17 protein-coding genes and 1 tRNA gene are annotated in these 21,439 nt (G+C 67.7%); 11 read left to right on the top strand and 7 right to left on the bottom strand.

The features are described from left to right. Positions 1-69: 69 nt before the first annotated feature. Genes MKD50_RS04200 through MKD50_RS04190 form a run of 3 tightly spaced genes read left to right on the top strand, consistent with a single transcriptional unit; the run spans position 70 to position 5,265 of the window. Entirely contained in the window at positions 70-822 is a 753-nt protein-coding gene (locus MKD50_RS04200; protein ID WP_252666500.1) for a peptidylprolyl isomerase, read from the top strand. Beyond that, positions 803-3,916: a peptidase domain-containing ABC transporter gene (locus MKD50_RS04195; RefSeq protein ID WP_252666499.1), complete on the top strand. Its 3,114-nt coding sequence runs from the start codon at positions 803-805 to the stop codon at positions 3,914-3,916. Before MKD50_RS04200 ends, MKD50_RS04195 begins: the two co-directional genes overlap by 20 nt. Then, positions 3,913-5,265 (top strand): sigma-54 interaction domain-containing protein, encoded by a 1,353-nt coding sequence (locus tag MKD50_RS04190; protein ID WP_240072394.1) that lies wholly within the window; start codon positions 3,913-3,915, stop codon positions 5,263-5,265. Before MKD50_RS04195 ends, MKD50_RS04190 begins: the two co-directional genes overlap by 4 nt. Before the next feature lie 41 nt (positions 5,266-5,306). On the opposite strand, the gene MKD50_RS04185 is transcribed toward MKD50_RS04190, so the two are convergent. Together MKD50_RS04185 and MKD50_RS04180 are read right to left on the bottom strand one after the other, a co-directional pair. Continuing rightward, entirely contained in the window at positions 5,307-6,083 is a 777-nt protein-coding gene (locus tag MKD50_RS04185) for a PP2C family protein-serine/threonine phosphatase (protein ID WP_240072393.1), read from the bottom strand. A 65-nt stretch (positions 6,084-6,148) separates the two neighbouring features. Next, a complete protein-coding gene (locus tag MKD50_RS04180) occupies positions 6,149-6,715 on the bottom strand; it encodes a hypothetical protein (protein ID WP_252666498.1) in 567 nt (188 codons plus the stop codon). 37 nt (positions 6,716-6,752) lie between these two features. Between MKD50_RS04180 and MKD50_RS04175 the strand changes: the two genes are divergently transcribed. The 3 genes from MKD50_RS04175 (at position 6,753) to MKD50_RS04165 (ending at position 7,628) form a co-directional block, all read left to right on the top strand. After that, positions 6,753-6,827: transfer RNA gene (locus MKD50_RS04175), tRNA-Arg, on the top strand. A 177-nt stretch (positions 6,828-7,004) separates the two neighbouring features. Further along, positions 7,005-7,226: a DUF2188 domain-containing protein gene (locus MKD50_RS04170; RefSeq protein WP_115704041.1), complete on the top strand. Its 222-nt coding sequence runs from the start codon at positions 7,005-7,007 to the stop codon at positions 7,224-7,226. 123 nt (positions 7,227-7,349) lie between these two features. Continuing rightward, positions 7,350-7,628 carry a hypothetical protein gene (locus tag MKD50_RS04165; protein WP_111521460.1) on the top strand — a complete coding sequence of 93 codons (279 nt, stop codon included), beginning with the start codon at positions 7,350-7,352 and terminating at the stop codon, positions 7,626-7,628. A 97-nt stretch (positions 7,629-7,725) separates the two neighbouring features. Here the strand turns inward: MKD50_RS04165 and MKD50_RS04160 are convergent, their stop codons facing one another. Continuing rightward, complete coding sequence (locus MKD50_RS04160) at positions 7,726-8,058, bottom strand: DMT family transporter (protein WP_252666671.1); 333 nt, start codon at positions 8,056-8,058, stop codon at positions 7,726-7,728. Positions 8,059-8,317: 259 nt separating this feature from the next. Here MKD50_RS04160 and MKD50_RS04155 point away from each other — a divergent pair, with 259 nt between their 5' ends. Continuing rightward, positions 8,318-8,836, top strand: a complete 519-nt coding sequence (locus MKD50_RS04155; RefSeq protein WP_115704039.1) for a hypothetical protein — start codon at positions 8,318-8,320, stop codon at positions 8,834-8,836. Between the two features lie 20 nt (positions 8,837-8,856). On the opposite strand, the gene MKD50_RS04150 is transcribed toward MKD50_RS04155, so the two are convergent. Then, the gene (locus MKD50_RS04150) at positions 8,857-10,035 is read right to left on the bottom strand and encodes a benzoate/H(+) symporter BenE family transporter (protein WP_115704682.1); all 1,179 of its coding nucleotides are present in this window, start codon (positions 10,033-10,035) and stop codon (positions 8,857-8,859) included. A gap of 341 nt (positions 10,036-10,376) precedes the next feature. Between MKD50_RS04150 and MKD50_RS04145 the strand changes: the two genes are divergently transcribed. Then, positions 10,377-12,311, top strand: coding sequence for an ATP-binding cassette domain-containing protein (locus tag MKD50_RS04145; RefSeq protein WP_240072392.1), 1,935 nt, complete (start codon positions 10,377-10,379; stop codon positions 12,309-12,311). Positions 12,312-12,394: 83 nt separating this feature from the next. On the opposite strand, the gene MKD50_RS04140 is transcribed toward MKD50_RS04145, so the two are convergent. Together MKD50_RS04140 and MKD50_RS04135 are read right to left on the bottom strand one after the other, a co-directional pair. Further along, on the bottom strand, positions 12,395-12,535 hold the full coding sequence (locus MKD50_RS04140) for a hypothetical protein (RefSeq protein WP_252666497.1): 141 nt from the start codon (positions 12,533-12,535) through the stop codon (positions 12,395-12,397). Next, a complete protein-coding gene (locus MKD50_RS04135; RefSeq protein WP_115680706.1) occupies positions 12,535-13,746 on the bottom strand; it encodes an MFS transporter in 1,212 nt (403 codons plus the stop codon). The genes MKD50_RS04140 and MKD50_RS04135 overlap by 1 nt, the downstream gene beginning before the upstream one ends. Before the next feature lie 347 nt (positions 13,747-14,093). Here MKD50_RS04135 and MKD50_RS04130 point away from each other — a divergent pair, with 347 nt between their 5' ends. The 3 genes from MKD50_RS04130 (at position 14,094) to parC (ending at position 19,421) form a co-directional block, all read left to right on the top strand. After that, positions 14,094-16,085 (top strand): DNA topoisomerase IV subunit B, encoded by a 1,992-nt coding sequence (locus MKD50_RS04130; RefSeq protein WP_115680705.1) that lies wholly within the window; start codon positions 14,094-14,096, stop codon positions 16,083-16,085. 95 nt (positions 16,086-16,180) lie between these two features. Next, entirely contained in the window at positions 16,181-17,002 is an 822-nt protein-coding gene (locus tag MKD50_RS04125) for a lytic transglycosylase domain-containing protein (protein WP_115704031.1), read from the top strand. 79 nt (positions 17,003-17,081) lie between these two features. After that, positions 17,082-19,421 carry a DNA topoisomerase IV subunit A gene (gene parC, locus MKD50_RS04120; RefSeq protein ID WP_252666496.1) on the top strand — a complete coding sequence of 780 codons (2,340 nt, stop codon included), beginning with the start codon at positions 17,082-17,084 and terminating at the stop codon, positions 19,419-19,421. 68 nt (positions 19,422-19,489) lie between these two features. Here the strand turns inward: parC and MKD50_RS04115 are convergent, their stop codons facing one another. Then, complete coding sequence (locus MKD50_RS04115) at positions 19,490-21,319, bottom strand: ABC transporter ATP-binding protein (RefSeq protein WP_252666495.1); 1,830 nt, start codon at positions 21,317-21,319, stop codon at positions 19,490-19,492. Between the last annotated feature and the right edge of the window lie 120 nt (positions 21,320-21,439).

The following is a 21,439-nucleotide window of genomic DNA, read 5'->3' as shown; positions in this document are numbered from 1 at the left end:
TGGCACACAGCAACAGCATCTGGGCAGACGGGCGCGCCGCCGCGCCAGGCCGCCAAAGGAGTCGGGAAAATGACTGGCATCGTACGTATCGACGACGAGGTGCTCGGGGTCGAGGAATTCGTGCGCCTGCTCAAGCTGACCGGGCAGTTCGAAGGGCTGGTCGAGCAGATCGTGCGCGACAAGCTGACCGTGCACGCCGCCAGGCGGCAGGGGCTGACGGTCACGCCGCAAGAGATCCAGGAACGCGCCGACCAGTTCCGCCGCGTGCAGGGCCTGCACCGCGCCGCCGACATGAACCACTACCTGGATGCGCTCAATGTCAGCCTGGACGAGTTCGAGACCTTCATCACCGACAGCCTGTATCAGGAGCGGATGATGGCGCAGGTGTGCAGCGACGCGGCGGTGCAGGAATACTTTGCGCTGAACTCGCCGCGCTTCGACAGCATCGAGGTCAGCCATATCGTGGTCGACAGCGAGGGCAAGGCCAGGGAGCTGATCTCGTACCTGCAGGACGATCCCGAAGCCTTTGCCGAGATGGCGCGCGAGCACTCGATTGCCGACACGCGCGAGCGTGGCGGCGAGATCGGCAAGGTGCTGCGCGGCTCGCTCAAGACCGAGATCGAGGCCAAGGTCTTCAACGCCGAGCCGGGCGACCTGCTGGGGCCGTTCCCGGCCGCCGACCGCTCGTTCTTCGAGGTCTTCCTGGTGCGCGCCAAGCATCCGGCCGCGCTCGACAGCGAGGTGGCGGTCGAAGTGCGCCGCCTGCTGCGTGAGGACTGGCTGATGGCCAGGGCGCAGGAACATGTCATCGAAGCCCGCTAGCGAGGCCGGACCGGCCGACGCCGCCACCGCCGCGCCGCAGCAGCCGGAGGCGGGGTCGGCGCTGGCCGCGTTCCTGGCGTCGGTCGAGATCCTGTCGGTGCTGACGCCGGCAGAGCTGGCGCGCCTGGCCGACGCCGCGCAGCTGCTGAACTTCGGCTTCGGCGATACCGTCTGCAATGCCGGCGAAACCGCGCCGGGCCTGTTTGTCGTCAAGTCCGGCTCGGTGCGCGTGTTCAACGACGAGCACGGCAAGGAAATCAGCATGGGGGTGCGCAAGACCGGCGAGGTCTTTGCCGATATCGCGCTGCTGCGCGAATACCGGCACGAGTCGTCGGTGCGCGCCTCGGGCAAGACCGAGTTGCTGATGATCCCGCGCGGCGTCAGCGAGCCCGTGGTGGCGGGCAACCCCGCGGCGCTGGCCTTCATCACCAGCTATGTCGCGATCAGTTCGGCCGGCGGCTTTGTCGCGCGGCTGTTCGACCTGCGCGGCAAGCTCGACAAGCAGGAACTGGAAGACGCGGTGCGCAGCGTCGGCGTGAAGCGCGTCGCGGCAGGCCGGGAAATCCTGAAGCAGGACGGACGCGAGGACCGGCGCCTGTACGTGGTGCGCCAGGGCACGGTGCGCATCGTGCGCAGCGAAGAGGGCAGCGAGTTTCCGCTGGCGACGCTGGGGCAGGGCGACATCTTCGGTGAGCGCGCCTGCGTGATGCGGCAGGAGCAACTGGCCGCGGCCATTGCCGAGACCGACGTGCGCCTGCTGGTGATTCCCGAGAAAACCGTGCAGCTGATCCTCGAGCGCAATCCGCGCCTGCGCGAGGTGCTGGAGGAGCGCATCCGGGTACTGGACCGCGAGCTGCATCGGCAAAAGAAGCTGGCCGAGCGGCGCAAGCGTCCGGTACTGCTCGACCTGGCCTCCCGGCCCGAGCTGGGCGAGAAGCTGATCCGACGCTTCGCGCTGGTGGAGCAGGCCGAGGAAATGGATTGCGGCGCGGCCTGCCTGGCGATGATCTGCCGGCACTATGGCATCCCGATGACGCTGGGCAAGCTGCGCGAGCTGGCCAACGTCACCACGCAGGGCGCCACGCTCGACAGCCTGGCGCGCGCCGGCGAATCGCTGGGCTTCACCACGCGCGGGGTGCAATGCACGCGCGATTCGCTGATGGGATTCGAGCTGCCGTTCATTGTCCATTGGGAGGGCTACCACTACGTGGTGGTGTACGGGATCTCGTCGCGCTGGGTGTGGGTGGCGGATCCCGCCATCGGCTTCCGCAAGATGAGCGCCGAGGAGTTCGAGCGCGGCTGGAGCGGTACCTGCCTGCTGTTCACGCCGGGCGAGAGCATGACGCAGCTGTCGGTGCAGCGCTCGCCGTGGCTGCGCTTTATCGGCTATCTGGCGCCTTACAAGAAGATCCTGGCGCATCTGTTCCTGGCGACCTTCGTGATCCAGATGCTGGGGGTGGTGCCGCCGCTGATCATCCAGAACATCCTCGATGGCGTGGTGGTGCACCAGAACGTCGGGCTGCTGCACCTGCTGATCGCGGGCCTGATCATCTCGAGCGTGTTCTCGCAGCTGATGTCGACGATCCGCGCGTATCTGGCCAACTTCATGGTGCGCAACATGGATTTCGCCATGATGTCGCACTTCTTCAGGCACACGCTGTCGCTGCCGCTGTCGTTCTTCGCCAAGCGCAAGACCGGCGACATCTTCGCGCGCTTCCAGGAGAACCAGACCATCCGCGCCTTCCTGACCGAATCGACGGTGACCACGGCGCTGAACCTGCTGATGGTGTTTATCTACTTCACCATCATGTTTCTCTACAACGTCAAGCTGACGCTGCTGCTGATCGCCTTCGTGATCCCGATCGCGGCGCTGACGGTGGTGGTGACGCCCAGGGTCAAGAGCTACGCGCGCGAGGTGTTCACGGATTCCACCGACGCCAAGGCCTACCTGATGGAGACGCTGGGCGGCGCCGAGACCGTCAAGGGCATGGGCATCGAACGCCCGGTGCGGCTGCGCTGGGAGCGCAAGTACGCCAAGGCGCTGGATGCGCAATACCGGGCGCAGGCCTTCCATATCCTGGTGGGGCTGGTAAGCCAGCTGCTCAACGCCGCCACTACCATCGCGGTGCTGTGGGTGGGCGCGACGCTGGTGCTGGAGCGCGAGCTGACCATCGGCCAGCTGATCGCCTTCAACGCCTTCATGGGCAGCGTGCTGGCGCCGCTGATGGGGCTGGTGGCGTTGTGGAGCCAGCTCAACGACGCCGCCGTGGCGATGGAGCGGCTTGGCGACGTGCTCGATCTCGAACCGGAGCAGAAGCCGCAGGACGTGCTGTCGCGGGTGATGCTGCCCGACCTGCAGGGCGAGATCGTGATGAAGGACCTGTATTTCCGCTACGGCGGCGAAGACACGCCTTATGTGCTGGAGAACATCAGCTTCGCCATCCGGCCCGGCGAGATGGTGGCCATCGTCGGGCGCAGCGGCTCGGGCAAGACCACGCTGGCCAAGCTGCTGGTGGGCTTCTACAAGCCTACCGAGGGTTCGATGACGGTCGACGGCTATGACCTGAACGTGATCGACGCGGCGTTCTACCGCGCCCAGGTCGGCTACGTGATGCAGTCCAACCTGCTGTTCTCCGGCACCATCGCCGAGAACATCGCCTGCGGCGACGACAGCCCGGACCGGCGCCGCATCGAGGAGGTGGCGCGCATGGCGGACGCGCATGCCTTTATCAGCAAGCTGCCGCTGGGCTACGAGCAGGTCGTCGGCGAACGCGGCATCGGCCTCTCCGGCGGGCAGATCCAGCGGCTGTGCATTGCGCGCGCGCTGTACCACGACCCGCGCCTGCTGGTGTTCGACGAAGCCACCTCGGCGCTGGACACGCAGTCCGAGAGCAATATCCTGGCCAATATGCAGGAAATCCTGCGCGGGCGCACCGCGGTGATCATCGCGCACCGGCTCAGCACCATCATGCAGGCCGACAAGATCCTGGTGCTGTACGAGGGCGCGATCGTCGAGCAGGGCCGGCATGAAGAGCTGCTGGAGCGCAAGGGCATGTATTACCAACTGGTGCAGAAGCAACTGAGCGCAGCATGAAGCTATACAACCAGGGTGCCACCCCCGCCTCGGTGACTTCGCCGGTGTCGTTCGCCGGCCTGATCGAAAAAATCGAGATCCTGCGCTCGACGCTGCGCTGGGCGTCGAAGCTGGACCGGCCCGAGATCGAGAAGCTGCTCAAGCAGGCCACCACGCTGCGCGACGAGGTGATGGGCCTGTCGCACAAGGAGCGCTTCGTGCAGGCGGCTTCGTCGGCCGAAAGCGCGGCCGAAAGCGCTGCCCGCGCCGCGGCGGGGGACACGCCACCGCCGGAAGTCGAACGCCTGCCGCGCGAGCGCCGCCAGGCGCTGATGGAGCGCAGCTTTATCTTCGAAGGCACCTTCGGCGACAACCCCCGGCTGCTCGAAGCGCTGGAAATCGCCGAGAAGGCCGCGCCCACCGAGCTGCCGGTGCTGATCGACGGCGAAAGCGGCACCGGCAAGGAGCTGATGGCCAAGGTGATCCACGCCAACGGCGCGCGCACCGACAAGCCATTCATCTCGGTCAACTGCGGTGCCATTCCCGACAGCCTGCTCGAATCCGAGTTGTTCGGCCACAAGAAGGGCGCCTTTACCGGCGCCAGCAACGACCGGCGCGGCAAGTTCGAGAGCGCGCATACCGGCACCATCTTCCTGGACGAGATCGGCGAACTGCCGCTGACCGGGCAGGTCAAGCTGCTGCGCGTGCTGGAGGCGCACGAGATCCAGCGGGTCGGCTCGGACGAGATCATCTCGGTCGATGCGCGCATCGTCGCGGCGACCAACAAGGACCTGCGCCGCATGAGCCAGGCCGGCACCTTCCGCGAGGACCTGTTCTATCGCCTGAGCGTGATCCACGTCAGCCTGCCGGCGCTGCGCGAGCGGCGCGACGAGATCCCGCTGCTGGTGTCGTACTTCAGCGACGAGGCCGCCGGCATGCTCCGGCGCGCGCCGGTCAGGCTGACGCCGCGGCTGCGCGACTTCCTGCTGCACTACGACTACCCCGGCAATATCCGCGAACTGCGCAACCTGCTGTACCGGCTGAGCTGCCTGGCCGGCGATACCGCCGACCTGCCGCACCTGCCGCAGGACATCCGCCCGAAGCCCGCCGCGCTGGCGGTGGTGGGCAGCGGCGCATCCGGCGCCGACATCGCCATGGCGACCTCGCTGAGCGAAGCCAAGCGCGCGGCCAGCGACGAGGCCGAGCGCGCCTTCCTCGAGCGTGGCCTGCAGGAGGTGGGCGGCACGGTCGCCGAACTGGCGCGCCGCTTCGACATGAACCGCTCGCACTTGCAGATGCTGCTGAAGAAGCACGGCATCCATTCGAAGGACTTCCGCGCCAGCCGGCAGGCCGAAGCCGGCAAGGGCTAGGGCGCCGCGGGCTTCAGGCGTCAGGCGTCAGGTGTCAGGCGTCAGGTGTCGAGCTCGGGGTTGACCAGGGTGCGGTCCGAGCCGCAAGGGTCGGCCGCGCGCAGCACCACCACCGAGATGTTGTCGCGCCCGCCCGCATCGAGCGCCTTCTGCACCAGCGTCAGCGCGGCCTGCGCCACGTCCTGCTGCGCCAGCACCGCGGCGATCGCATCATCGTCGACTTCGTTGCTCAGGCCGTCGCTGCACAACAGGTAGACGTCGCCGTCGGCCACGTCGGTCAGCAGCTGATCCGGCGCCAGCGTCGGCGCTGCGCCCACGGCGCGCGTGATGGTGTTCTGCGCGGGATGGTGGCGCGCCTGCTCCGGCGTGATCAGGCCGCGCGCGAGCAGGCGCTCGACCTGGTTGTGGTCGCGCGTGAGCCGCGCCAGCTGGCCGCCGCGCAGCCGGTACAGGCGGCTGTCCCCGGCCCACAGGCAGGCACAGCGGCTGTCGCCGGCGAGCATGACCACCACCGTGCTGCCGATGCAGCGTACGCCCAGGCGCGCGGCTTCGTCGACCAGCGCCAGGTTCACGCCTTGCAAGGCCGCGCGCGTGGCATCGATGCGGTCTTCCAGCCGCGCCTGCGGCGGCAACGCCGCGAGCGCCCGCACCACTGCCTGGCTGGCGAAATCCCCCACGGCATGGCCGCCCATGCCGTCGGCCACGGCCCACGTTTCCTGTCCCGGCAGGTCCAGGCAAGCGTCCTCATTGCGCTCGCGCACGCGCCCGACGTCCGTGCACGCCGCCGAGGTCCACCGGAAATGCGAGTCGAAACCCAAGCTGGTCTCCGCTGCGATCCGCAACGATCCACGCCAGCGCCGGAGGGTGCCCGGGTACGGCCCGATCAGACCAGCCTGCCGTCGTTCCTGGCACCCTGGTCGCCCTGGACATTGATGTTGGCGTTCGGCGCGTTGTTGCGGATATCGATGTTCTGGAACTGGTTGTTTATCTGATCAGCATAGAAGCTGTAGTTGATCTCGTAAAAGTTGATCACCGTGCCGAGCGGCGCCGGCGACGACGGCACGAACGGGCGGATCCAGCCGAACACCCACTGCCCACCCGCGCCGCGTACGCGCGCCATGGCGGCGGGAGCCAGTTCGCGGCAGCCGGAAAGGTCATTGATCGAGAGGGTGGCCATATGCGGTCTCCGGTGGAAGGCGCCGATCGGCGGCGGTACGGACGGTTGAGCAAGCGGCGTGCCACCGGCGGGCAGGGGATCGGCGCAGGCCGGAATCCCGGGGCTGACGCGGGTTCCAGGCAAGGCGGGGACCAGCCGCCACCTGCAGCCGGCGCCGCCGCGTTGGATGCGCGCCGACACCCGGGCCTGCCGGTGTCGGTCAACACCCACCACTGCCGCGGCGCCGGGCCGCGGGCGTGCGGATTTTGATATACTCCCGCCCGTCTCCAGCATCACCGCGCCCGCGGCTTCGGTCCTGGCAGTCCTGTCCCTCGCCGTAGTTCAATGGATAGAACGAGCGCCTCCTAAGCGCTAGATACAGGTTCGATTCCTGTCGGCGGGACCATGATTCTTTTGGCAACCGTCTGCCAACTCCTTCCTCCCGCGTCACTCCAGGATTTTCAGCGGCCTTATCGCCTGCCGTATCTCACCTCCGCTGTTGCAAATCCGCCCTGTCGGACAAAATCCGATACCGACCCCGGGGCCGACTGCAGATACTCTCTCCGTCAGTTTTGGAGCAGCCATGTCGGACGTTCACGTATTGCGGATCGAAGGACTTCAGTGGGTGGTGGAACGCGCGTGCGGCAGCGAGGGCCGTCTGCTTTTCCCCAACCGGGAGGCGGCCATCGCGGCCGGCACGGCGAAGGCCGAGGAAGACCGCGTCGACCTGGTTGTGCACACGCGCGATGGCCGTGTCGGCCGGCGCATCTCCTTTGGCAAGGACAAGGTCCGAATCCACCCATAATGCCCTTGCCAGCGCGAATGATACGCGTTGCCCGGTGAGTTCCCGCTTTGTAGGACGGAGCCTGATACACAGGACTTTGCATCTGGCCTATCACCTAAGCATATCGCTCAGATGGAGGCGGCCATGCAACCGGGAGTCGAGCCCCTGCGCAGCATCGAGGAGGATCTCCAGGATCTGGACGAAACCGATCAGGCGATCGAGCGCCTGTCCAACAGAATCGATGCCCAGCAACTGCGGGTCGCGCAACTGAAGCGCGAGCGCATCAACGCCGACACGGCGGAATCGATGCTGGCAAATATGCGCGCGAGCCTCAAGCAGCTCGTCATGCATCGCGCGCTGGTGGTGCATGCCATGGCCCGGCGCAGTGCCGGGCGTACCCGCGTCGCCCGGTTCCAGAACTAGCCGGCCTGGCGTCGGCTCAAGCGGCGATCGGCGAGTGCGCGGCAATGCGGGGAATCCGGCGTCCCGGAACTGACCGATCCTGGCTTTTCCCGCCCTTTCAATGGGCACTCGTCTTCGAAAACAGCTGGATCACCGCCACCCCGGCAATAATCAGCCCGATCCCCATACAGGCCGCCAGGTCCGGCACCTGCCGGTACAACACCACTGCGATCAGCGATACCAGCACGATGCCCGCGCCGCTCCAGATCGCATAGGCGATGCCGACCGGGACGGTCCGCATCACCAGCATCAGCAGATAGAAGGCGGCGACGTAGCCAGTGACCACCAGCACACTGGGCAGCAGCCGGGTAAAGCCCTGCGAGGCTTTCAGGCTGCTGGTGGCGATCACCTCGGCGACGATGGCGAGGGCGAGAAGCACATATCCGTTCATGGCAAGCATAAGAGGCTGGCCGGCAAGGGCCTGAGCCGGCATCTTAGCGTCCCGCGCATGTTGCGCCAAAGCCGCGTCCCTCCCTCGCGGTGGTTGTGCGCGGCGGCAAGGGCGGTTTGAATGTGACGATCAGAACCATAACAAGCGGGTGCACGCTGGCCCGCGGCAACAGGGTCGTCCAGGCAGTCGCGGTAGTTTTGCCTGACCAAGCCGGCACGAGATGGCGATGCCGGCGGCGGGCACGGGATAGGGGAGCGGTATGCAGCACACTGGCATCGACGGCGCGGCCGTCGGGGCATCGTCGGCAACATCTGGGTCTGGGGTTCCGGCCATCGCGCCGGATGCGAATCCATGGCAGGACACCATTGCGGCGGCGGACCAGGCGCTGGAAGAGGCCGCGCGCATCCAGCGCGGCGTGCAGCACAACCTGAAGCTGTTGCAGGACGTGCGCGCGCTGCGTGAAGAGCTGCGCAAGGCCCATGCGGAGATCGACCGCTACCGCGGCATGCATGCCCGGGTGGTGGTGAGCATGCGCCAGCTCGAGGAAGAGCACACCAGCGCGATGAGCCGGCTGCATGCCGACAGCGAGATGCTGCGGGTGCGGCACCGGGTCTACCGGCTGCTGGCCGAGCACTACGCGCGCGTGGCGCTGCGGCTGGATCCGGCGACCTTTGCCGCGGACCGCGACCGCGTGCTGCAGCACATCCTGTTCCAGCGCCGCAAGGGCGTGCCGCCCGAGCAAATCGGCCTGTCCGACCTGGCTTTCCTGCTGCTGTAGCCCCCGCGCCGGGCCTGCCGTCAGGCTGCCCGGCGGCGCAGCACGTGGTAGGCGAGCATGCCGCCCACCACGCCCCAGAAGGCCGAGCCGATGCCGGCCAGGGTCATGCCCGAGGCCGTGATCATGAAGGTCAGCAGGGCGGCTTCGCGCTCGGCCGGGACCAGCATGGCGACGGTCAGGCCGTTGGCGATCGAGCCCAGCAGCGCGAACGCGGTCACGCCCACCACCAGCGCCTGCGGGAAGGCCGCGAACAGCGCGGCGATGCTGGCGGCCAGCGTGCCCGCGACCAGGTAGCCAACGCCGCAGACCACCGCCGCGGTATAGCGCCGATGTCGGTCGGGATCGGCCTGCGGGCCGGTGCAGATCGCGGCGGTGATGGCGGCCAGGTTGATGCCATGCGAGCCGAACGGCGCCAGCGCGGCGGAGGCCAGCCCGGTGACGGTGATCAGGCGCGAGGCCGGCACGTGGTAGCCATCGGCCTGCAGCACGGCCAGCCCGGGGATGTTCTGCGACGCCAGCGCGACGATGAACAGGGGGATCGCCAGGCTGATGAAGGCCGGCATCGAGAACGCCGGCGTGGTCCACACCGGCACCGCCAGTTCCAGCCGCACGCCCGAGAAATCGAGCTGCCCGAGCACCCCTGCCATCACCACGCCGGCCAGCAGCACCCCCGGCACCGCATAGGCCGGCCACAGCCGCCGCCCCAGCAGGAAAGCGGCGAACATCGCCAGCAGCAGCACGGTCTGGTGCTGCGCCTGCACGAACACGTCCACGCTGATGCGGAACAGGATCCCGGCCAGCAGCGCCGAGGCAATGCTGGCGGGCAGGGCGCGCATCAGCTTGTCGAACCAGCCGGTCATGCCGGCCGCGGTCATCAGCAATGCCGCCATCAGGAAGGCGCCGATCGCCTCGGCATAGGGCACGCCGGGCAGGCTGGCGATCAGCAGCGCCGCGCCGGGCGTGGACCATGCCACCACGATGGGCACGCGCAATGCCAGCGACAGGCCGATGGTGGTGATCCCCATGCCGATCGACAGTGCCCAGATCCACGACGAGATCTGCGCATCGGTCAGGTGGGCCGCGTGCCCTGCCTGGATCATCAGCACCAGCGAACTGGTATAGCCGGTGAGCGTGGCGACCAGCCCGGCGACGAGCGCCGACACGGACAGGTCGGAAAATTTAAGGGAGGCGGTGGTCATGGGGACGGGCAGCAGGCACTTGGGTACGGCCGCCATCTTCGCATGAGTGCCTTGGCCGTACCAATTTGGCCGGGCCCGACCAGGCCGCGGCGCGGCGACCGGCGTTGACGGGGCTTTCCCTTACGGACTTGTCCGACTGGAGCGGGCCGTGGGCCGTTGATATGCTGGTTCCGTGCCTTGCGAGCAGGGCACCGAGGAGAGACTCTTGGGCCCGCAATGCGCGGGCCCTTCTTTTTGCCCGGCCGGCTCGCGCTGCCGGTCGTCTACAATGCGGGCTGCCGCCGGGCGCGCCCGTGCCGCCGGCCCGTCCCTTCTTTCCTCGCTGTCTCGCCTTCCTTCCCATGGCCCTGTTTTCCATTACCGACGCCCAGCTTGCCTTCGGGCACGTGGCCCTGCTCGATCACACCGACTTTTCGCTGGAGGCTGGCGAGCGCGTGGGGCTGATCGGGCGCAACGGTTCGGGCAAGTCCTCGCTGCTGAAGATCGTGGCGGGGCTGTCGGCACCGGATGACGGGCTGATCGCCCGCCAGAGCGGCGTGACCAGCGCCTACGTGCCGCAGGAGCCGCAGTTCGCGCCCGGCATCACCGTGTTCGATGCGGTGTCGCAGGGCATGGGCGACGCGCACGACCTGCTGGTGCGCTACGAGGCCGCCGCCGATCGCGTTGCCGAGCACCACGACGACGAAGCGGCGCTGGCCGAACTGCACCGGCTGCAGTCCGAACTGGATGCCGCCGGCGCCTGGCAGCTGCGCACCCGCGTGGAAACCACGTTGGCCCGGCTGGGACTGGATTCGCACACGCGCGTCGACGCGCTCTCGGGCGGGCTGCAGAAGCGCGTGGCGCTGGCGCAGGCGCTGGTGGCCGAGCCCGACATCCTGCTGCTGGATGAACCCACCAACCACCTCGACGTGGAGGCGATCCGCTGGCTGGAAGACCTGCTGCTGCAGTTCCGCGGCAGCGTGCTGCTGATCACCCACGACCGCGCCTTCCTCGATCGCGTCGCCACGCGCATCGTCGAGCTGGACCGCGGTCGACTGGTGTCCTTCCCTGGCAACTTCGCCGCCTACCAGGCGCGCAAGGAAGAAATGCTGGCCGCCGAGCAGGTTGAGCAGGCCAAGTTCGACAAGCTGCTGGCGCAGGAAGAGGTTTGGATCCGCAAGGGCGTGGAAGCGCGGCGCACGCGCAGCGTGTCGCGCATCCAGCGCCTGGTGGCGATGCGCAACGAGCGCGCTGCGCGCCGCGAGGTGCAGGGGAACGTCAGGCTGGAAGTGTCGCAGGCCGACCGCTCCGGCAAGATCGTGGCCGAGCTGACCGACGTGAGCAAGGCGTATGGCGACAAGGTGGTGGTGCGCGACTTCACCGCCACCATCATGCGCGGCGACAAGGTCGGCCTGATCGGCCCCAACGGCGCCGGCAAGACCACGCTGCTGCGGCTGATCCTGGGCGAACTGGCGCCGGACAGCGGCATCGTGCGCAACGGCAGCAACCTGCAGGTGGCGTATTTCGACCAGATGCGCACCGCGCTGGATCTGGAGAAGTCGCTGGCCGACACCATCAGCCCGGGCAGCGACTGGGTCGAGGTCAACGGCCAGCGCAAGCATGTGATGAGCTACCTGGGCGACTTCCTGTTCGCGCCCGAGCGCGCGCGCTCGCCGGTCAAGTCGCTGTCGGGCGGCGAGCGCAACCGGCTGCTGCTGGCGCGGCTGTTCGCGCGGCCGGCCAATGTGCTGGTGCTGGACGAGCCCACCAACGACCTCGACATCGATACGCTGGAGTTGCTGGAGGAGCTGCTGCAGGACTACGGCGGCACCGTGTTCCTGGTGTCGCACGACCGCGCCTTCCTCGACAACGTGGTGACCTCGACGCTGGCCGCCGAAGGCGATGGGGTCTGGCGCGAATCGGTGGGCGGTTATTCCGACTGGGTCGAGCAATCAGCGCGCAGCGCCGCGCTGCAGGCGGCGCGCAAGCCGGCGGAGCAGAAGGCGGCGGAGCCGGCCAGGGGCAAGGATACGCGCGAGGCGCGTGGGGCCAACCGGACGGTCAAGCTGTCGTACAAGGAGCAGCGCGAGCTGGACGGATTGCCCGAGCGCATCGCCGCGCTGGAGTCCGAGCAGAAGACGATCTCGGCGCAACTCGAGGATGGGTCGCTGTATGTCAGCGATGCCGCCAAGGCGGCGCAGCTGGGCACGCGGCACGACGAGATCGAGATGGAACTGCTGGAAGCGCTGGAGCGCTGGGAAGTGCTGGAGGCGAAGTCGAAGGGCGAAGGCGCCTGAGGGCGTCCCGGTTTGCTCCCCTCTCCCGCCTGCGGGAGAGGGAGCACACAGTGGGCATGGGCAGACGTGTCAGCTAAGGACTCTCACCCACACCAGGCCAACACCATATTCGTCAGATCCACGATGAAGGCCGGCCGCAGATAACCGACGAACCCAAGCGCCAGCACCCCGGCCAGCATCGCCAGCCCGGCTGCCTTCGCCATGCGCGCCAGGGCCGTACTCATCACGCCGCCGCCGGCTGCGCCCGCACTACCGCCTGCTCGCGGATCGGCAGGTTGACCAGCGCCGCCAGCACCCCAAGCGCGATCGCGATCATCCACACCGTGTTGTAGCCCCCGGTGCGGTCATACAGATAGCCCCCCAGCCACGCGCCAAGGAAACTGCCGATCTGGTGCGAGAAGAACACCACCCCCGACAGCATCGACAGGTATTTCACCCCGAACACCTGCGCGATGATGCCGTTGGTCAGCGGCACGGTCGACAGCCACAGGAAACCCATCACTGCCGCGAACACCCAGGTGCTGGCGACTGTCAGCGGCAGCAGCAGGTAGGCGGCGATCACCACCGAGCGCGCCAGGTAGATTGCCGCCAGCAGGTAGCGCTTGGGCAGGCGCTGGCCCATTGCGCCGGCGGTATAGGTGCCGAAGACATTGAACAGGCCGATCAGCGCCAGCGCCACCACGGCCACCTTGGGATCGGTCAGCCCCTGGTCCTTCAGGTAGGGTGCCAGGTGCACGCCGATAAAGACTACCTGGAAGCCGCACACGAAGTAGCCCAGCGTCAGCAGCTGGAAGTTGCGGTTGCCGAAGGCTTCATGGATGGCCTGGCCGATGGTCTGGTGGTGGCCGCCAGTGTGGGCGGCCTCGCGCGGCTCGCGCAGGGTCAGCGCCAGCGGCAGCATCACGCACGCCATCAGCGCCATCACGTACAGCGCGTTCTGCCAGCCCAGGCCGGAGATCAGCCCCTGTTCCACCGGAATCATCAGGAACTGGCCGAACGAGCCTGCCGCGGCGGCGATGCCCATGGCCCAGACCCGCTTCTCCGGGCTGGCCACGCGGCCGATCACGCCGTAGACGATGCTGTAGGTGGTGCCGGACTGGGCGATGCCGATCATCACCCCGGCGCCGGTGGCGAAGGCGGTGCCGCTGGTCGCCAGCGCCATCACCACCAGCCCGGCGACGTACAGCGCCACGCCCACCAGCATGATGCGCAGCGCGCCGAACTTGTCGGCCAGGGCCCCGGCGAAAGGCTGGCTTGCGCCCCACATCAGGTTCTGCAGCGCCAGCGCAAAGGCGAAGGTCTCGCGGTTCCAGCCGTGCGCCTGCGTGATCGGCAGGTTGAACAGGCCGAAGCCGTGCCGGATGCCCATCGAAAGCGTGACCAGCAAGCCACCGCACACAAGCACGGTGGTCAGGGAGAGTTGTCGGTTCTGCATGTCTTGGCTCGGTGTGCGGCGGCCGCGCGGGGTGAAGCGGCGCCGACAGGGATTGTCTGTGCTTGTTGTTTTACCGCGCCGGGAACGGCAATCAGGCTTGCCGGGGCCGGGTGGTGGGCAGTTTACTCTGCCTCGGGAAAACGCGTACGGCGTCGCCCGCACCGGCGGCGCCCCGGCAAAAACTGCCGGCGGCCCGGCAAGCCGGACCCGGTGCGGGCTTGGGGCGTTGGCTTTTTTCTGCGGGATTGGCGTCGCGCGCTTCCATTACAATGCAGTGCCCGGTGCCCCGGCGCGTGCACAGTTGTACGCCTCGCGGCAGCCGGGACCATCACTTTCGTAGCGACTCCATGGCGAGCAAAACCAGTCAGTACAGCGAATCTTCCATCCGGGTCCTGAAGGGCCTGGAGCCGGTCAAGCAGCGCCCCGGCATGTACACCCGGACCGACAACCCCCTGCATATCGTGCAGGAGGTGATCGACAATGCCTCGGACGAGGCCCTTGGCGGCCACGGCTCCGAGATCCTGGTGACCCTGCATCGCGACGGCAGCCTCAGCGTGGAAGACGACGGCCGCGGCATCCCGGTGGGGATCCACCCGGAAGAGGGCGTGCCGGTGGTCGAGATCGTCTTTACCCGGCTGCACGCCGGCGGCAAGTTCGACAAGGGCAAGGGCGGCGCCTATGCCTTTTCCGGCGGCCTGCACGGCGTCGGCGTGTCCGTGACCAATGCCCTGTCGACGCAGCTGGACGTTACCGTTTGGCGCGACGGCATGTGCTCGACGCTGACCTTCTCCGGCGGCGACGTGACCGTGCCGCTGGCCTCGCGCAAGCTCGAGCGCGGCGAGAAAAAGAACGGCACGCGCGTGCAGGTGTGGCCGGATGCCAAGTACTTCGATTCGGCGGCGATTCCGCTGGCCGAACTGCAGCGACTGCTGCGCAGCAAGGCCGTGCTGCTGCCGGGCGTCAAGGTCACGCTGGTGACCGAAAAGACCGGCGAGCGCCAGACCTGGCAGTATGACCAGGGCCTGAAGGGCTACCTGGTCGAGGCGCTGGCGCAGGGTAGTGGCGCCGAGCTGGTGATCCCGATGTTCGAGGGCGAGCACTTTGCCGACCCCGACGCCAACCCCGGCGAGGAAGGCTTTGCCGACGGCGAAGGCGCGTCGTGGGTGGTGGCCTGGACCGAGGACGGCGCCCCGGTGCGCGAGTCCTACGTCAACCTGATCCCCACGCCGGCCGGCGGCACGCACGAGTCCGGCCTGCGCGAAGGGCTGTTCCAGGCGGTCAAGAGCTTTATCGAGATGCATGCGCTGCAGCCCAAGGGCGTCAAGCTGATGAGCGAGGACGTGTTCGCGCGCGCCTCGTTCGTGCTGTCTGCCAAGGTGCTGGACCCGCAGTTCCAGGGCCAGATCAAGGAGCGCCTGAACAGCCGCGACGCGGTGCGGCTGGTGTCCACCTTCAGCCGCCCGGCGCTGGAGTTGTGGCTGAACCACCATGTCGAGTACGGCAAGAAGCTGGCCGAGCTGGTGATCCGCCAGGCCCAGGCGCGCACGCGCGCGGCGCAGAAGGTCGAGAAGAAGAAGGGCTCCGGCGTGGCCGTGCTGCCCGGCAAGCTGACCGACTGCGAGTCCACCGACGTGACCCGCAACGAGCTGTTCCTGGTCGAGGGCGACTCCGCCGGCGGCTCGGCCAAGATGGGCCGCGACAAGGAATTCCAGGCCATCCTGCCGCTGCGCGGCAAGGTGCTCAACACCTGGGAGACTGAGCGCGACCGCCTGTTTGCCAACAACGAGGTGCACGACATCGCCGTGGCGATCGGCGTGGACCCGCACGGCGCCAATGACGAGCCCGACCTGTCCAACCTGCGCTACGGCAAGATTTGCATCCTGTCCGACGCCGATGTCGACGGCGCGCATATCCAGGTGCTGCTGCTGACGCTGTTCTTCCGGCATTTCCCCAAGCTGATCGAGACCGGCAACGTCTATGTGGCGCGTCCGCCGCTGTTCCGCGTCGATGCCCCGGCGCGCGGCAAGAAGCCGGCGCAGAAGCTGTACGCGCTGGACGAAGGCGAGCTCGAAGCGATCCAGGACAAGCTGCTCAAGGACGGCGTCAAGGAAAACTCGTGGCAGATCTCGCGCTTCAAGGGCCTGGGCGAGATGAGCGCCGAGCAGCTGTGGGAAACCACCATGAACCCCGACACGCGGCGCCTGCTGCCCGTGATGCTGGGCGAATACGACCTGCCGCAGACCGTCGAGATGATGAACATGCTGATGGGCAAGGGCGAGGCCGCCCAGCGCCGCAGCTGGCTGGAAGAGAAGGGCAACGAGGTCGAGGCCGACATCTGAGCCGGGGGCCGCGCCGCGGGCGCTGCCGCGCCGGTGCCGGCCAGGCCCGATTGGCGCATAATGCCCGCTCCGGTCCGCCTACTCTGGAACGCACGATGAAGACGAGAACCCACGGCAATCCCTGGCGCAAGGCAACCGCAGTCCTGCTGGCGCTGGCCGGGCTCGCCTGCGTGCCGGCGGCGCATGCCGAGCTGTGGGGCTTTATCGATGCCGACGGCGTGGCGCACTTCGCCGACCAGAAGCTCGACGCGCGCTACAAGCTGTTCATGAAGGACGGCGGCAGGCTCGACACCGGACGCCTGGCCGCGCGGCAGGCGCAGGCGGCGCGAGGTCACATCGACCTCGACATCGACCTCGAGCAGCACAAGCTGTATCGCTACGTCCTCAACCATCCCAATATCAAGACCGTCGAGCCGCTGATCCACCAGATCGCCGGCAAGCAGGATGTCGATCCGGCGCTGGTCAAGGCGGTGATGGCGGTGGAGTCGGGCTTCAACCCGGCGGCGGTGTCGCCCAAGGGCGCGATCGGCCTGATGCAGGTGATTCCCGACACCGGCGCGCGCTTTGGCGTCAGCGCCGATGCGCGCCGCACCATCGAGCAGAAGCTGGCCGATCCGCGCACCAACATCACCGCCGGCGTGCGCTACCTGAGCTGGCTGATGCAGCAGTTCCCCGACAACCTCGAGCTGGTGCTGGCTGCGTACAACGCCGGCGAGGGCGCGGTGCAGCGCTACAACAACCGCATCCCGCCCTATCCGGAGACCCGGCAGTATGTCAGCACCGTGCTGCAGTTCTACCGGCTGTACCAGCCGCAGCAGGGCGTGGTGCTCAGGCGCGCCAGCGCCGGCGCCGGCCCGGGCGATGGCGACGGCCCGCGCGTGAAGATGGTGCTCGGCGCGCGCCGGCCCATGCCCTGACCGGCACCCACGAATCACAAGCAACCGGCGCGCCGGCCGTTGAAATCGAACGCGTGGCGCGCCGAATCCTTGCCTATCCATGGAACAACAAGACATCACGTTTCAACCTGAAGAGCCGGCCGATTCGCTGACGCTGGCCCGCTACGCCGAGCGCGCCTACCTCGACTACGCCGTCAGCGTGGTCAAGGGACGCGCGCTGCCCGAGGTGGCCGACGGCCAGAAGCCGGTGCAGCGGCGCATCCTGTTCGCGATGCACGAGATGGGGCTGCGCGCCGACGCCAAGCCGGTCAAGTCGGCGCGCGTGGTCGGCGACGTGCTGGGCAAGTTCCACCCGCACGGCGACCAGTCCGCCTATGACGCGCTGGTACGCCTGGCGCAGGACTTCTCGCTGCGCTATCCGCTCATCGATGGCCAGGGCAACTTCGGCTCGCGCGACGGCGACGGCGCGGCGGCGATGCGCTACACCGAAGCCCGCCTGACGCCGATCTCGCGGCTGCTGCTCGACGAGATCGACGAAGGCACGGTCGACTTCATCCCCAACTACGACGGCTCGATGCAGGAGCCCAGGCTGCTGCCGGCGCGGCTGCCGTTCGTGCTGCTCAACGGTGCCTCGGGCATCGCGGTAGGCATGGCGACCGAGATCCCGCCGCACAACCTGCGCGAGGTCGCCGCCGCCACCGTGGCGATGATCCGCAACCCGAACATCGCGCTGGCCGAGCTGCTGGCGCTGATGCCCGGGCCGGACTATCCCGGCGGCGGCCAGATCATCTCGCCGGCGGCGGATATTGCCCAGATCTACGAGAACGGCCGCGGCAGCCTGAAGGTGCGCGCGCGCTGGACCATCGAGGAAATGGCGCGTGGCCAGTGGCAACTGGTGGTGACCGAACTGCCGCCGAATACCTCGGCGCAGAAGGTGCTGGAAGAGATCGAGGAAATCACCAACCCCAAGATCAAGACCGGCAAGAAGGCGCTGACGCCGGACCAGCAGCAGCTCAAGGCCACCGTGCTCGCGGTGCTCGACGCGGTGCGCGATGAATCCGGCAAGGACGCGCCGGTGCGGCTGGTGTTCGAGCCCAAGAGCAAGAACATCGGCCAGCAGGAGTTCATCCAGACCCTGCTGGCGCATACCAGCCTGGAATCCGGCGCGCCGATCAACCTGGTGATGATCGGCACCGATGGCCGTCCGCGCCAGAAGGGCCTGCGCGAGATCCTGGGCGAGTGGATCGCGTTCCGCTTCGATACCGTCACGCGCCGCACGCGCCATCGCCTGGGCAAGGTCGAAGACCGCATCCATATCCTCGAAGGCCGGATGCTGGTGCTGCTCAATATCGACGAGGTGATCCGCATCATCCGCGAGAGCGACGAGCCCAAGCCGGCGCTGATCGAGGCCTTCGGCCTGAGCGACCGCCAGGCCGAGGACATCCTCGAAATCCGCCTGCGCCAGCTGGCGCGCCTGGAAGCGATCCGGATCGAGAAGGAACTGAAGGAGCTGCGCGAGGAGCAGGCCGACCTGGACGTGCTGCTCAAGTCCGAGACCATGATGCGCCGTCGCATCATCAAGGAGATCGAGACCGACGCCAAGCAGTTCAGCCCGGAAGACAAGGACCCGCGCCGCACGCTGATCCAGGAAGAGCGCCGCGCCGCGGCCGAGGTGCGCGTGATCGACGAGCCGGTGACGGTGATCATGTCGCAGAAGGGCTGGGTGCGCACGCGCCAGGGCCATGGCCACGATCCGCAGCAGTTCACCTTCAAGGCCGGCGATGCGCTCTACAACACCTTCGACTGCCGCACCGTCGACGTGTTGCTGGTGTTCGGCACCAACGGCCGGGTCTACTCCGTGCCGGTCTCCAGCCTGCCGGGCGGACGCGGCGACGGGGTGCCCATCACCACGCTGATCGAGCTGCAATCCGGCAGCCAGGTGGCGCACACCTTTGCCGGCAGCGCCAGCCAGCGCGTGCTGATTGCCACGGCCAACGGCAACGGCTTCCAGACCACGGTGGGCGACATGACCGGCCGGCAGAAGGGCGGCAAGTCGTTCCTGACGCTGGACGACGGCGATGCCCCGCTGCCGCCCGCGCCGATCGGCGACGAGGCCACGCATGCGGCCTGCCTGTCCGGCAACGGCCGCCTGCTGCTGGTGGCGCTGGATGAAGTGAAGGTGCTGTCCGCCGGCGGCCGCGGCGTGATCCTGATGGAGCTGGAACCCAAGGAGAAGCTGCTGCAGGCGGTTGCCGTGGGCGCGCCCGGGCTGGTGCTGTCGGGCGCCGGCCGCGGCGGCAAACCGTCGTCGCAGAAGCTGGCCGGGCAGTCGCTGCTGCCGTATGTCGGCAAGCGCGCGCGCAAGGGCAAGCAGCTCGAGGCGAAGCTGAAGGAGCCGCGGATCGAGCCGGTGCGGGTGGAGGTGCCTGCGGGCAATTGAGTGGCCTGCTGGTTTGCTCCCCTCTCCCGCTTGCGGGAGAGGGAGCCCCCAATCCGGCGGGCAACATATCAATCCACCCCCACGAATCCCCCAGTCTGATGCGCCCACAGCCGCGCATACAGCCCGCCATGCGCAAGCAGTTCCGCATGCGTGCCGTTCTCGACGATATGCCCGTTGTCCAGCACCACCAGCCGGTCCATCCGTGCGATGGTCGAGAGCCGGTGCGCGATGGCGATCACGGTCTTGCCCTGCATCAGCGTTTCCAGGCTTTCCTGGATCGCGGCTTCCACTTCGGAGTCCAGCGCCGAGGTGGCTTCGTCCAGGATCAGGATCGGCGCGTTCTTGAGCAGCACCCGCGCAATCGCGATGCGCTGGCGCTGACCGCCTGACAGCTTCACGCCGCGCTCGCCGACCTGCGCCTCCAGCCCGGTGTTGCCGTGGGCATCGACCAGGTGCGGAATGAACTCGTCGGCGCGGGCGCGGTGCAGCGCCGCGGCCAGTTCGGCTTCGGTGCTGGCGGGCTTGCCGTAGAGCAGGTTCTCGCGGATCGAGCGGTGCAGCAGCGAAGTGTCCTGCGTGACCATGCCGATCTGCGCGCGCAGGCTCTCCTGCGTGACCGTGGCGATGTCCTGGCCGTCGATCAGGATGCGGCCGCGCTCGACGTCGTAGAGCCGCAGCAGCAGGTTGACCAGCGTCGACTTGCCCGCGCCCGAAGGTCCGACCAGCCCGATCTTTTCGCCCGACCGCACCGTCAGGTTGACGCCCTCGATCACGCCCGAGCCCTTGCCGTAGTGGAACCCGACCTGCTCGAAGCGGACTTCGCCGTGCGTGACGCGCAGCGGCTGCGCGTTGGCGCGGTCGGTGACCTGGCGCGGCACCGCGATGGTCTTCATGCCGTCCTGCACCTGCCCGACGTTCTCGAAGATGCCGTTGACCACCCACATGATCCAGCCCGACATATTATTGATGCGGATCACCAGCCCGGTGGTCAGCGCGATCGCGCCGGTGGTGACATGGCCGGTGCTCCACAGCCACACCGCCAGCCCGGTGGTGCCGGCGATCAGCGCGCCGTTCATCGCGGTGATGGTGACGTCCATGCCGCTGACCATGCGCCCGGCCTGCCGCGTCTTCTCGGTCTGCTCGGCCATGGCATCGCGCGCGTAGTCTTCTTCCTGCCGGGTATGGGCGAACAGCTTGAGCGTGGTGATATTGGTGTAGCCGTCGACGATGCGCCCCATCAGCCGCGAGCGCGATTCGGTGGCGATCACCGAGCGCTGCTTCACGCGCGGCACGAAGTACAGCAGCGCGGCCACGTAGCAGACCATCCACAGCAGCAGCGGGATCATCAGCCGCCAGTCGGCCTGCGCGAACAGCACCAGCGAACTGACCGCGTAGATCGCCACGTGCCACAGCGCGTCCACCTCCTGCACCGCGGAGTCGCGCAGCGAAAAGCCGGTCTGCATGATGCGCTGGGCGATGCGCCCGGCAAAGTCGTTCTGGAAGAACGACAGGCTCTGCTTGAGCACGTAGCGGTGGTTCTGCCAGCGGATCAGGTTGGACAAACTGGGGCTGATCACCTGGTGCACCAGCACGTCGTGCAGGCCGAAGAAGATGGGCCGCAGCAGCACCGCCACCACCGCCATCCACACCAGCTCGTTGCGGTGCCGGCTGAAGAACTCGGCGCCGGGCGTGGTCTGCGCCATGTCGACCAGCCGGCCGAGGAAGCTGAACAGCGCCACCTCGATCAGCGCGCCCACCAGCCCCACCAGCAACAGCAGCAAGAACACGCCCCAGACCTCGCGCAGGTACCAGGTGTAGAAGCGCAGCACCTGGCCTGGCGGCTCGCGGTCGGGCATGTGACGGAAGGGATCGATCAGTCTTTCCAGGCGACGCAACATGGCAGGGTTCCCGTTGTGTGCCACGGCACGCCCAGTCGTCCTTTGTCCTTGTGGGAACCCGGGGGCGCTTGCGGCGGATCAGACGCAACATGATACGCGCGTTGCCCAATGGAAAAGCCC

Origin of the sequence: Cupriavidus mimosae (assembly GCF_023952485.1) — a bacterium.
Lineage (GTDB): Bacteria > Pseudomonadota > Gammaproteobacteria > Burkholderiales > Burkholderiaceae > Cupriavidus > Cupriavidus taiwanensis_C.
This window is presented reverse-complemented; position numbering and strand designations above follow the sequence as displayed.

Bases quoted from the DNA above. Each gene is read 5' to 3' on its own strand.
- MKD50_RS04200 (WP_252666500.1), top strand. From the start codon at position 70: ATGACTGGCATCGTACGTATCGACGACGAGGTGCTCGGGGTCGAGGAA.
- MKD50_RS04195 (WP_252666499.1), top strand. From the start codon at position 803: ATGTCATCGAAGCCCGCTAGCGAGGCCGGACCGGCCGACGCCGCCACC.
- MKD50_RS04190 (WP_240072394.1), top strand. From the start codon at position 3,913: ATGAAGCTATACAACCAGGGTGCCACCCCCGCCTCGGTGACTTCGCCG.
- MKD50_RS04180 (WP_252666498.1), bottom strand. From the start codon at position 6,715: ATGCTGGAGACGGGCGGGAGTATATCAAAATCCGCACGCCCGCGGCCC.
- MKD50_RS04170 (WP_115704041.1), top strand. From the start codon at position 7,005: ATGTCGGACGTTCACGTATTGCGGATCGAAGGACTTCAGTGGGTGGTG.
- MKD50_RS04165 (WP_111521460.1), top strand. From the start codon at position 7,350: ATGCAACCGGGAGTCGAGCCCCTGCGCAGCATCGAGGAGGATCTCCAG.
- MKD50_RS04160 (WP_252666671.1), bottom strand. From the start codon at position 8,058: ATGAACGGATATGTGCTTCTCGCCCTCGCCATCGTCGCCGAGGTGATC.
- MKD50_RS04155 (WP_115704039.1), top strand. From the start codon at position 8,318: ATGCAGCACACTGGCATCGACGGCGCGGCCGTCGGGGCATCGTCGGCA.
- MKD50_RS04150 (WP_115704682.1), bottom strand. From the start codon at position 10,035: ATGACCACCGCCTCCCTTAAATTTTCCGACCTGTCCGTGTCGGCGCTC.
- MKD50_RS04145 (WP_240072392.1), top strand. From the start codon at position 10,377: ATGGCCCTGTTTTCCATTACCGACGCCCAGCTTGCCTTCGGGCACGTG.
- MKD50_RS04140 (WP_252666497.1), bottom strand. From the start codon at position 12,535: ATGAGTACGGCCCTGGCGCGCATGGCGAAGGCAGCCGGGCTGGCGATG.
- MKD50_RS04135 (WP_115680706.1), bottom strand. From the start codon at position 13,746: ATGCAGAACCGACAACTCTCCCTGACCACCGTGCTTGTGTGCGGTGGC.
- MKD50_RS04130 (WP_115680705.1), top strand. From the start codon at position 14,094: ATGGCGAGCAAAACCAGTCAGTACAGCGAATCTTCCATCCGGGTCCTG.
- MKD50_RS04125 (WP_115704031.1), top strand. From the start codon at position 16,181: ATGAAGACGAGAACCCACGGCAATCCCTGGCGCAAGGCAACCGCAGTC.
- parC (WP_252666496.1), top strand. From the start codon at position 17,082: ATGGAACAACAAGACATCACGTTTCAACCTGAAGAGCCGGCCGATTCG.
- MKD50_RS04115 (WP_252666495.1), bottom strand. From the start codon at position 21,319: ATGTTGCGTCGCCTGGAAAGACTGATCGATCCCTTCCGTCACATGCCC.